Below are 12,926 nucleotides of genomic sequence, written 5' to 3'. Positions count from 1 at the left end.
AGCCTCTCTTTTCTTTAATTTAATGAACTTAGCTTTACTTCATTTTTTATTTTTTTCTGCTCAACCAAATAAACATAAACCTTATCTTTTATATCCTCTAAATCCTCCAGCTCTTCATCTGAGAAAAGAGCATTCAAGTCATTGACAAGTATTATAAACCGCTCTTCTCCATTAAATCGTTCGCTGGAAAAGTCAATCAGACCTAAGTTTTGATGTTGCTTTACATTCAAACGGCCGTTTGCTTTTTCGTATTGAAGGACAGCATCATAATAATCAGAAGCTATTACACGTTTTGTTTTTCCTTGAGGTAAAACATCAAGGGAAATGACTTTTTTAGGAGGTATCATCGCAATATTTTTCTCTCGCTCAATTCCTAGAATCCTGTTTTGTCGTTTCATATCCAAGTCATTAAGTTTTGCATTCATTTGGTTAATTAATGCGCTATTTCGATTATCTATATTTTCTTCTTGATATGTTTTTAGCTTTTCAAATGTTTCCCTGTATTGTTGGCTAAATGATTTTTCAATAAATGACTGTAATTTGTTTAATTGTTTAGTTCTTTTTCTTGAAACATCATCACGCAATTGAACAGCTTGTTCAACAACATGATTAAACAATTGACTCTCTTTTTTCTTTTTCACTTCAAATTGACCGTGATCAAATTCATTTAAGAAAATCCAATTATGGTCAAGCTCTATTACATCACCATTTTCTCTTTTTGCCATATGAATATAACGATTTTCTAGAATTTTTCCAGTTCCATCTATAATTGTTATGGCATATATCTCTACGTATAGTTGTTCAGGGATTCGGGCCGAAACAACGTAATGTTCCCAATTTTGACCTTCGAATTCATTTTTCATTAAAGATAAAGCAACTGGAAAAAGTGGATGATTCTCAGTAAAAAGTGGAATTTCCTCATTCTCCATTTTCACAGAATTAGTATACCGATAACGCCCTAAACTGTTCTTTTCTTCTTGCTCAGGTAATTCTTCTCGAATAAACCTAGGTAAACTCTCAATACGCATAACTCGATTATTTTGTGATTTTGACACTCGCACCCTTCGCTTTCGTAAAATATAATTCGTAAAATCGGCATAGGCTCTAACTGGAATTCTTTCTAATACGATAGAGTTTTTCTTTCTTCGTAATGATGATAAATCAATCTCTTCACCTTGCATACTTTCTTCTTTAACTATTTGAATTAACTTTTGATGTTCATCAGTCAATGTTTGATCCATTTTATCAATTAAATCATCAAGATTTTCTCTTTCCACAATAACCTGCTGCATCAGATCGGCAAGGCTATCATATTCATCTTCTAGAACATCACCAACAAAGTTATAAACAGCATCCGAACCTAAATCCTCCTGCATTTGTTCCATCTTATTTAGGAGGCGAATTAAAACATGACCTTCCCTAGTATTTTTCGCAACGAGATTAAATACAAATACTTCATTTTTTTGTCCAATCCGGTGAATTCGTCCCATTCTTTGTTCCAATCTATTCGGATTCCAAGGAATATCAAAGTTTATCATTTGATTACAAAACTGAAGGTTGATAGACTCTCCACCTGCATCAGTAGCCAACATGATTTGGCATTCGTTTCGAAACAATTCGACTTGTTTTCTTCGTTCCTCCATCGATAAACTACCTATTATTTTGGCGACTTTCGGCACACGATTTAATAACTTTTCTTCTAAATAATTCAATGTATCGACAAATTCTGTAAATATAATAATTTTTTCGTTTTTCTTCAAAATACCATCCAAACCGAATAACGTTTCCTCAAGTTCTTGGAACTTTTTCTCAACAGTATATAAACGTATATGTTCTGCCTTTTTAATTAAACCTTGTAAGACTAAGATTTCACGCTTCAATTCTTTCAAATCTAGATCCGCAACAGACTGTTCAAGTTGCTTTTCAATTTTTTCTTGTTCCTCCAGTGACTCCTCTTCTATATGATTTACTTCAAGTCTTTTTATTTGTCGAAGGAACTTTTGTCTCTCTTTTTCGGTCTGTTTGTATAATTTTACTAATCGCGCATATCTTCGTTTTAAAGATAGATAGATAGCTTCGATGGATGAACTGAGTCGTTTTTGCAATAACATCATCGCAAACGCTGTACTTTGACTACCTTTATCCATCGCTTTATTAAAATATTCCTTTACATATTGAGTAACAGACTCATAAAGTTCTAATTCTCCTTCAGTTAAATCAAAGCTTACAGTAATTGATGTCCGTTTTGGAAAAATGGGTGTTCCGTCAAAATTAATCATATTCTCCTTTAATCGTCGAATCATAAAAGGATTTGCTTTTTCTTTTAAACTTTCATTCAGTGAACTACTTGCAAATACATCTTCATCTAATAATTTTAATAATAGACGAAAATTTTCAGAATCTCCTTTGTGGGGTGTTGCAGTAAGCAATAACGCATGTCTTGCCTTATGTAAGATTGCTTCCCCAAGTTGATACAATTTGGTACGATGCACTTTTTTCTTTTTTGTACCATAGGAATATGCAGCCATTTTATGTGCTTCATCCACTGTTATTAAATCAAATTGAGCTTCTTTAATTAATGGTTGTACATCTTCACGAGCAACCCAATACATTGATGCTAAAATAAGCTTTTTTTCAACAAACGGATTTTTATTTCCATATTCATTTAACGTTTGGCGATTGATTATTTGAAAATCTAAACTGAATTTTTCTGAAAGCTCCGTTTGCCATTGTTTCAGCACGAGGGGTGGAACAAGAATGAGTACACGGTCAACATCCATTCGGAGCAATAATTCCTTAATTAACATACCAGACATAATGGTTTTTCCAGCACCAGGGTCATCCGCCAGTAGAAAGCGTACATGAGGTGATTGAAGCATCCGACTATACACAGCTTCAATCTGATGTGGTAACGGAAGTATTTGCCTGTTTCCTAGTGCTCTCGATTCTGAATACTTTAACTCGTTTTGTAGAAGGACGTATTGAATATACTTTTGTACATCCTCAACATTTAAAACATTTTCTTTCTTTATCTTTTGAAAATATTCTAATTTATCCTTTTCAACCATAAGTTCATAATAATGATTTGTCTCTTTTCCTACCGCTTCCAGAAAATAATAGTTTTCATAAGGTTCACATTTTTTGATTTCAACGGGCTCTGGAAAATACGAACTTGTAACGACTTCACCACTTATCAACACGAACACAACCTCCATAAGGAAAAAACCTTATCCAAACGAATAAGGTTTTACTCCGCTTTCTCAACAACTAAATTATTCAATCCCTCATAATAAAAAGAAAACTCTTCTCTTTCTCTTAGCTCAAATAAATTTAAATTGTATTGGAACGGGAAAAATAACGGATGATTTTCAACTAAATCAATATATAACGCCTTATTTCCTAGAGATTTTAATAAGACTTTAATTAAAAATGTTTGCAAAAGGGAATTGGTAATCTGTATTTTGTCATTTTCTTTGTAAAATGTTTTTTCAGTTGGAACAATTACTCCCCATGACTTCATCGTTGTTAAAACGGCACTTGTTCCAACTTCGACTCGCCGTTTATCGCCATATAAATCTTTAATTCTTTTTAATATAGTTTTGCTAGAAACTTCTTCTTGTAATTGAAAGTGACGTCCAAACTCATTTGCTATATCACGAAAAAATGGATATGCAACACAAGTTAATCCCCAATGAACAAATAATCTCTCATCTTCCGTAAATTGATGAAATTCCTTTAAAATTTCATCTTTAATAAGTAATAACTCATCATCTAATAAATACCATATTTTCATAAGCATGGTTATAGCATTTTTCCGTGACTTTGCTCCTTTAATATCGTTCCGCATATAACCATCTAAAACATCATACATTTCACTACGTTGATACTGTTTGGATTGTATCGCTGCATAATCTAGTTGATGTAATAACAGTTTTTGATCAAACCCTACAGGTTTTGTCATGACAATCGACTTCCTTTATCTTTCTACTTTCACAAAAGGAACAATCACTTCTTCGATACTAATCCCACCATGAGTAACAATTTTCTTACCTTTCGTTACAAAAGCTTTCCCATATGGCGACAATAGTACATGATAATTACTTGGCAAACCAATATTTGACCATTTCAGAGATGGTATTTGCTCTGCTGAATGTTTATAAAGAGTTTCTTCACTATAAATCCGTACACGTTCACCTTTTTGGTCGACCAATACTCCTTCATTAACACGGCCAATACCCTCAGCATTGGTATTTCCATGGTCTGACGTAATATATACATTATATTGATGATTTAGTAAATCTGTTATTAATTGTACCAAATATCCCGAATCCAACCATATCTTCAAATTCGAATAAATACTCTTCTCACCTAAAACGGCATTATGTGTAAATTGATCAATGATATCAACAACTGCACCATAAATTCGCGTAGAATTTCGGTTTAGTCCCTTAATATTGCTCTTTTCATATATTTCACTGCCCAGTCCTTTTTGGTAAGTGACATATTGCTTAAGAACTCCATGCTCTTCCCAAAACTTTTTCCAAAGTCTTTCTTCCGCATTTGTCGTTCCAATTGTTTGACTGAAGGCCAGGGGAATTTTCCCTGAAAAAATGGCTTGTCTAGACACGGACGTTAATGTAGGAACCCAGGCAAAAATCCCAGTTTCATTTAAAATAAAACCATTATTTTCCATATATTCAGCGATAAATCGCCATTGTATATAGTTCATTCCATCCAACACTAATAAAGCGATTTTATCATTACCTTGACTTACTTTACTTAAATAGTGTGGGATGTGATGTACCATTTTCGGTTTTGGATAAGGTGCAAGACTTGTTAATGCGTGATATTTTTTCATCATCCAGTTTTCAAACTTGGAATTAACATCTGTTAGTAGTTGATTAAATTTTCCTATATTGTTTTTATTACTTTTAATTACTTCGTTTTTATATTCAGATAGTTTATCTATTAAGTCAATCCAATCTTTATAATTTTCCACTTCATATAATGATAGCATTGTCTGTTCATGGAGATTGGAAATCCTTTCTTTGATATCAACCTTGGTTTCTTCATTTTCAATACCTGGTTGCATCCAGGATGGAAACTTACTTGGGTCCCCTTTTACCTTATTCAAATAACCATCATCAAACAAATCATCCATCATTCTTCGAACAATTGGGTGTTCAAAAGGATGTTCACTTAAAACTTCACGGACTTGAAGTGGCGTTTTTTCTGTTAATTCGTTGATTAATTCAGTCCATTTTTCTTGCAAATGATGAAAGAAAAAGGAAGTAGACGTAACAAGTTTTCCAACTGGAAGATGACTTAATGAAAATAATGTTTCCCATTTTTTAACAAGAAATTCTTCGACAATTTCTGGTAATTCTTGTTTATTTAAATGTAGTTGAAGCAGGACATGATATAATCCTGCTTCATTATCAATGATATCATAAGGAATTTTATAATATCTTTTTATAAGAAATTCCAGTGTTTCTTTTTCATTTAATACTTGATCAACATTCGATTGTAATTTGTAGAATCCATCGAAATCTGAACGGTCAATTTGCCTCATTATTTTCGCGGAAAACTTCGAAAATAATGTCTGAATTTTCAATGATACGATTAATGATCTTTGTTCAAATTTGTAAGGAAACGGGATATCATCATTTACATAAACGAGTAACTTTACATTTTTTTGACGATATTGTTGTTCATATAAATAATAGAACAACACACTATCTTCATAGCGCACAACTTCATAGCCAAGATTGGATAATTCATTTAAGATAACTTCATCATTTAATAAAGAATCTAAATCTTTTACAAATATCATCGAATCAGTCTGATTTTTAAATTTTGATAAAATGACATCCCGCCAACTCGTCATTTCGCTCACCTTTATAAACCTAATCTTATTTTTGCATTTTCATAAAACATAAAGAGTTTGTCGTCTTCTTGAATTACTTTCTCAGGTATTCGATCGCCGACTTTTACAATTGTTTCAAAATCTTTTTCTTTATATGCATTCTTAAATCCAGCGCGTACGGCTTCAGTTCGGAACGTTCTTAATTTCTTTTTACTTCCTTCAAGTTCTTTTACATAGTCATTGAATTCTCGTAATAGAGCCTTTTCACGTAGTTTTTCTAAATCAGATTGTTTATTTGGATCAGGCACATACCAACGATGCAAGGCTTTTTCTACAACACTGGAATCTGTTGGTTCTAGGCCACGTAAATCCTTATAATTCCTTCTTAAATAAGTAAGAATTTGGTTTGGAACCTGACCTTCACCATCGTACCGAAGGAAGTTTTGTTCTAATAAGTCATCAAGTTCAGGTAGTTCTTCGTGTTTTGCAAGATGTTGAATTTGCTTCATAAATTCAGGGTGTAAGTCTTGACGAGTTTGTGGTTTATTCATGAGTTGCTGACGAATCCATTCAATTGCGCTGTTTTCGTCTGAAACAAATAAACTTAATTGTGTGAATTCTTTAACTGATATACGCTTTTTATCATATTCAGCAACTTGGTTCTCTAAAAATACCATGCCATCTCTCATAGGAAAACGCTTTGCAACACCCGATTGAAACTCTGGAGATGATAAAGGTACAGGTAGACCGTTTTGAACATGAAAAGCGACCATCCTATCATATAAAAATCTGGGTGTCCTTTCAGCAATAATCTGAGCTTTGTTATCCTCTTTTTCAAATACAGGTAACTGCTGTAAATGTTGTTCAACGAATAGCCATGCAGATTCTACAGAATCTGATTGTTTTATTTTTAAAATATTATTTGTAAAAGGTTTATATGCTGATATAACTAAATCCTGTTTAGCCGTATTCATATAAGACATTTGTTTTGTAGTACCTTTTACTTTGTCTAAGATACGCACATCTGCAATGATAAAACCAGATTTAGTTAAAGCATCTTGGATAGAATTCCAAACTGAACTTTTAGAATTATTAAATTCAACAGTTATCCAGCGACCTGGTTTTAATATTCGATACATTTGCTTAAAACATTTTTCCATTAACTTTTGATATTCATACAAACTTTTATTTTGAAAATCATTAATTATTGCTTCTTCATTATTATTTGTTATTACTCCTAAGAATGACTCGTAAATAAAATTCAGTTCAGAATAATTGAGATTTTCACCAAATGGGGGATCGGTAAAAATATAGTCTATTGAGTTATCGGGAATCTGTATTAATTTTCCAGAACTTTGTGTTGTAACCAAATTACTGTTACTATTATTTATTAACCTACCAGTTTTTTCAATTTCTTTCCATTTATCCTTAATATATGTAATAAGTGGTATTTCAGCAGTTAGTTGTGATATATATAACGTCCCTGACAACGGACCTACATGACGATCATGGTTAGGCATATAACGATTCAATTTAATCGTTCTTTGCAAAGATGCAGTTACTAAATACTGAATAAAGTGTTTATCATGACCATCTAATCCTGAATTATTTATTTTCAAGTATAATTCATTAAAAAAGTATAGATTCAGATCACTTAGAAATTGAAAATTGTATTTAAGACCATGGGATTTTTTGGGCTGATTTGTATTAAATCCTTCTGGAATTTCCTTAATATCAAATGACAATTTATATGTTTTATCTTTTAATTCTGAAATTCTTTTAAAATCTTCATCATCTGGATATTTTTCAAATCTTTTACCGTTATAAGAATAATTAATTAATACTGGTACTTGTTTAGCCACTTCAAGTATTTCATTTGTCTGAGAAATATATCTTTGTTCATATTTTCTCTTCATTTTATTCTTATTTAGAATTGCACCACAATGATGACAAATGAGTTCCTTCTTTAAAGGTTTGCGTGGGCCGTTAAAGACAAGCTTCCAATAGACCAATTCTTCTGCACAATTTTCACATATAAAAACATCAGACCAAACTGTATAATTAATTCTCCCTTTTAATTCACGGTTATAGTTTTGGAGATTTTTTCTCTTCTCCTCCTCTTTTGTTCCTCTTTCCCAACCATTATGGTTTGTCTCAAGTAAATGATTACTTTCAATTTCAATTTCCTTAATAATATTTTCTATAACGTCCTTTATTTCGTTAAACTTTCCAATCATATTGTTGTTTTTAGCAATAAATGTAGCGAAGGGAGATAAGTCAGATAATATGCTATTTCTTGTCCCAACTTTTTGCTTGTCAATCCCAGGTATTATCTCTTCTGCATATTGACACATTTGTGCAGCCACTCCAGCCATGCCAGAACCACAAAATCCATCAAAAATAATATCACCTGGTTTTGTATAGTGTAATATATATTTCATAATAGCTTTATATGGGACTTTAGTATGGTAAAAATGAGCATTATAAATAGGATCATTTTTACCTTCACTTACGTCGGATGCAAACGGCTCACTATGATATTCTTCTTCTGAATCTCTACCGTATCTCGTAACTTTTTCCTTCTCCCATTCCTCAATAAAATCATTAATCCAAGGGTTTGGACAAGCTGTATAGTATGGTGGATCGGATAAAGCAATAATGTCTTCATCATCTGCAATTGGAAAGCCTTCAATTTTCTTTAATTCTGGAAGTTTCTTACGTAGTTCATTACGAAAATACTCTCTTCGTTCGTCATCATTTTTAAAAGTCATGCCTAAACAGACAACGGGACCGTTGTCTGTTTGAGGCTGTTCGATATTTAATGACAGTTGTTTTGTTTCATCCGTCATGTTTATTTCCTCCTACCTTGTCTTTACTGTTAATCGAATGCGGTTAGCATCATTGCTACCGACAATTTCCCTTAACAGTTGTTCAATATTTGTTTTCGCTTGTTGTACTGTAATTGGGTTACCATCCCCTAAAGCTTGGACAATCTTATCGATTTCAATCACTTCATTATGAATCCCTTTTAACACTAAATTAATCGCATTAATTAATTCTAAGGAAATTGGTAATTGAAATTCTCTGTTCGTAATAAAACCATCAATTAAGGCTTTATGTTGATCATCAAGTAAAATAATACTATCTTTTACTTCTGGATCATTAAAGTTTGTCAATAAGATGTCCGTTAATGAAGTTAATAAAGCATCTAGTTGTTCCTCTAATTCACTAATGGAGTATTTCTTCCCACTAAATTCTTCCCGTGGATTAAAATGACAATTCGTACATTCTGGATTATGCTCCAATTTTTCAGTTGTTAGATGGTAACATTCCTTTAATGATTGAACTTTTTGTTTCCATTCTTCAAATTGTTCATTATTTCTAAATAGGTCAATTTTACTTGTTAACACATTAAGAGCTTCATAACGAGGATCTCTTAACAAGTCGGTCTTTTGACGATTTTCAGTAGCGTTTAACCGATTTTTCTGATGTTGGGCAAAGTAAAATTCAATATATTCTCTTTTTAAGCGATTTATTTCTTCCAGTTCAGCTGAACAGTTTTCATCGTTTTTTAGCACTGTCCCTAAATTTTCTAAAGCCATATCGACATAGTCTGCCCATTCTGGACTAGGTGAACCTACTAATTTAGCTTTAATTAAGTAATCCGCATCTTTTCTAAACTCGATGACTTTTCTTTGTAACTTCTCGAGCTTGTCGAGGAGTTTCAGGTGATTTTGTTCCTGTTCGATCCGGTCATAGTCATATTTGTTCTTCAAATTTTTCATTTTTGCCCGCGTATTATATACATGCAATCCTTGTAAAAATTCATTCAAACTTTGTAGCCTTTCATGAATTTCCGTTTTCTCTTCTTGGTCAAATAGCGGACCGTCCCATTTTTGAAATCCATCACTTATTCGTGCAATCATTTCCACAGTTCGATCAGTTGCCTCTTTTGCTTTTGAAATTATTTGTCGAATTGATAAATCAATCGAATCTGGATTTGAAAAATCTACTTTTGGAGCATCAAACATTTCAACTAAAGCTTGAATTTCCTTAACAGGTAAATTACTTGGCTCTTTAATATGACTAAAATGCGTTAAGGTCTCTATTGGCAATTGGACGAATTCATGCAAATTCATCGCTTCATATTGTTTACCTTCAATAGTTACAACAATCTCACCATTTTGAATTAAGGCAGCAAGTATGACAACTAATAGTTCAGGCTCCATTGAAAATTCTCTTGTTAAGCGTATATCTTCTGAACCCTGGACTGTATTAATTACTTCGATTAATTCATTTTGATTTAATACTTGTCCTCTTTCCTTAGTGCCTAACAAATCTAGTACCCATTTTGCATATCCTGATTTTCTTGTTGAGACTTTCCCTGAATCATCAAGTAATACTAATCCTTCTAAAATTGCTTTCCCTGTTTTATTTTCCTTACCATTGATATAAGTTAGTGCATCTTTCACATAAGTCGGTAGGTTCTCTCTAGTTAAATAAGAGTGCTCAAGCTTTCTAAACGATGGATAATCACTATACTTCTCTTCAAAATGCTGTGAAAGTAAACCTTCCGCAACATTGTCAATTAAATCTAATAATGTGTCAGTTTCTTGTGTTAGGAATAAATGATGGTCGATAACCGGTTCACTTTTGCCTTTATAAGTAACTTCAAAGGCGTCAACAAACCGCTCACGTAACCATTTCACGAGTTTCTTTTGATACTCGTGAATTTTAGGTTGATATAAATTTTTACTTGTAGATGTGTCATTGTATAGTTCAACTGCACCACCATATAGTCGAAGAAGTGTGACGAATTGTTCATCTTTATCTTTTAAACGGAAAAAGACTTCATCTGGTCTTTCCTCATCTGTAAATTTGGGCTCATCAAATGGCTGAAGTATATAAATATAAAAGTCTCTTTCAGGTTGAGCGGTTGAACGTTCATTTGGTGCACCAAAGAATAAATAACCTTGACGTTTAATCCGGCGATCCGACCATGGGAGCTCGTGTAGCCAAATTTTGTAACCATGCACATACGTGTTGTCTGAAACCATCGTTGCTTTTTTTAATATATCAAAGTAATAGCTATCTAATGTGGAGTCACTTAAAGTTTCTCCTCTTTGATTAATTAATTCTTCAACATTAATGGTTTTATCAATATTAATATAGTATTGTCCGTTTTCTTTATTTAAAGAAACGTATTGGAAACTTGCTTCCTCACGTAGATTTTTCATCGCAGCATCAATTCTTGTTTGTAAAAATTCAGCTGCATCATCATCAAAATCTAACAGACTAGAATTGCTTATAAACAATGTATCACGTAATGTTTCAGAAGCCAGACCAATCGGGGTTTTTAAATCATCAGTTGTTAAACGATAAATAGCTAAAGCATTCACAATTTGATTAGTCATATCTTTATATCTAGGATTAACATTATTACGTATTATTCCTCTTAACGTATTTACAATATCTAAAACTTGCTTTACCCGATCATCGGACCTGAAAGAAGAATTTGCTTCAATATAATTCCAATAGCTATCGTATGAAATCATACCAGTAGCATTTTCAGGAACTTCTTCGTCTAATAGCTTTTTAATTTCATCACTGATTGTTGTTAATGCAACGCGTTTTTCACCTATATTCACTTGTTCAAACATTTCTAAATAAGAAGGATGAATTGGGAACATATTAACATATGTTTCCATATTTTCAGTAAGGCCATTATAAAGCTTCGTAAACTTGCTTAAATGTTCCCGAATCAATGCTTTTTGTTCATCGTCTTTCTTAAGTAAGCGTTCAGATACAACAAAAGCAATATCTTCACGGACAATTCTTGTTTCTCTAAACCGTTCTTTAACTCGACGTAATGAATCCGCTACGAAATTAAATCGAGGGTTTTCAAATAGCATTTCTTGGACACCAGAAATAAAACGAAAACGAGAATGGTTACATACTTCTCCTACTTCTCTTAAAAATCCAAGGTCTAGAGTAAGTTCCTGTTCATTGCGTCCTCTTAAATAATCCAATAACTCATCAATGACAAGGAGCAAACCTTGATCTGGATATTTTTCATGGAAAAGTTCCATCATTTCAAAGAGCATATCTTTATTATTCGTAACTTGATCAGCTGCTGGGAAAGTATAGTCAATGCCTATTTTTGCTAATCCTTCTGATAATTCACGGCAAATAATTTCACGTAAAGGCATTGTTACAGCACCAAATTCAGCACGAATCACTTTAAATTTACCTTCGATTTCTTTTGCTTTTTCAGCTACTTGCGGATGACGTATGTATTGGCTTGAACCAGGTAATTCTGCAATTGTCGAGACAACTCCCATTAAGTGGGATTTACCAGAACCGTAGTTCCCGACGATTAACATTCCTTTGTTATTTACTGGACGTTCAAACTGAAGATTTTCGAAAATATCATTAACTAACTTATCAGCCATATGGTCAGAAATGACATAATTTTTAACTAAGTCAATGGCTTGATCTTCTTTATCTGCACTTTTTAACACAACTACATCGTTAATGGGTGTAAATGAAATTAAATCCTTATAACGAAGCATGTGAACCCCTCCTTTTAAATACAATAAATTTTCCCTTCATAGTCTGAACACGTAAAGTATTCCGGGTGCCCATATTTTGCATAAATAAGCTTGTCATTATGAAAAATCCCAGGCCATTCAACAACCAATTTATAGGTTTTACTTAAGTTTTCGAGCAGTCGAATGGGATGAATTTTCAATTGTGGATCAAACAGAATGTTGATATGTTGTAAATAATAAATACAATTACGATCATTTAATGTATTCATAAAGATGTCATCTACAACTAAAGGATATAGTTCTTTAGATACTGGTAATAACCCTTCACTCACTAGAAGATTGACATTAATTTTTTTAAATGATTTTTCCGGAAATGAAAAATCAACTGTGTCATCCGATTTACAAATAATAATCAGTTTATAATACCAATTTTCCATTTCCTGTAAATCTTTATTTAACGATTCCCTCCACACGTGAAACATCCTTTTCTACACTATTTGAAGTTTAAA

General features: G+C 32.6%; 6 protein-coding genes. All 6 read right to left on the bottom strand.

Annotated elements, in window-relative coordinates:
• Positions 1-14: 14 nt before the first annotated feature.
• From NSS77_RS10675 to brxF, 6 genes are read right to left on the bottom strand one after another with little or no spacing between them, the layout of a single operon-like run.
• On the bottom strand, positions 15-3,200 hold the full coding sequence (locus tag NSS77_RS10675; RefSeq protein WP_342468738.1) for a helicase-related protein: 3,186 nt from the start codon (positions 3,198-3,200) through the stop codon (positions 15-17).
• 47 nt (positions 3,201-3,247) lie between these two features.
• Entirely contained in the window at positions 3,248-3,961 is a 714-nt protein-coding gene (locus NSS77_RS10670; protein ID WP_342468737.1) for a hypothetical protein, read from the bottom strand.
• Positions 3,962-3,976: 15 nt separating this feature from the next.
• Positions 3,977-5,887, bottom strand: coding sequence for a BREX-3 system phosphatase PglZ (gene pglZ / locus NSS77_RS10665; protein ID WP_342468736.1), 1,911 nt, complete (start codon positions 5,885-5,887; stop codon positions 3,977-3,979).
• An 11-nt stretch (positions 5,888-5,898) separates the two neighbouring features.
• Complete coding sequence (locus tag NSS77_RS10660) at positions 5,899-8,715, bottom strand: DNA methyltransferase (protein WP_342468735.1); 2,817 nt, start codon at positions 8,713-8,715, stop codon at positions 5,899-5,901.
• 12 nt (positions 8,716-8,727) lie between these two features.
• Complete coding sequence (locus tag NSS77_RS10655) at positions 8,728-12,438, bottom strand: DUF6079 family protein (protein ID WP_342468734.1); 3,711 nt, start codon at positions 12,436-12,438, stop codon at positions 8,728-8,730.
• Between the two features lie 14 nt (positions 12,439-12,452).
• The gene (gene brxF / locus NSS77_RS10650; RefSeq protein WP_328188658.1) at positions 12,453-12,890 is read right to left on the bottom strand and encodes a BREX-3 system P-loop-containing protein BrxF; all 438 of its coding nucleotides are present in this window, start codon (positions 12,888-12,890) and stop codon (positions 12,453-12,455) included.
• Positions 12,891-12,926 lie beyond the last annotated feature (36 nt).

It is taken from the genome of Ureibacillus sp. FSL K6-3587 (assembly GCF_038593165.1).
Lineage (GTDB): Bacteria > Bacillota > Bacilli > Bacillales_A > Planococcaceae > Ureibacillus > Ureibacillus suwonensis.
This window is presented reverse-complemented; position numbering and strand designations above follow the sequence as displayed.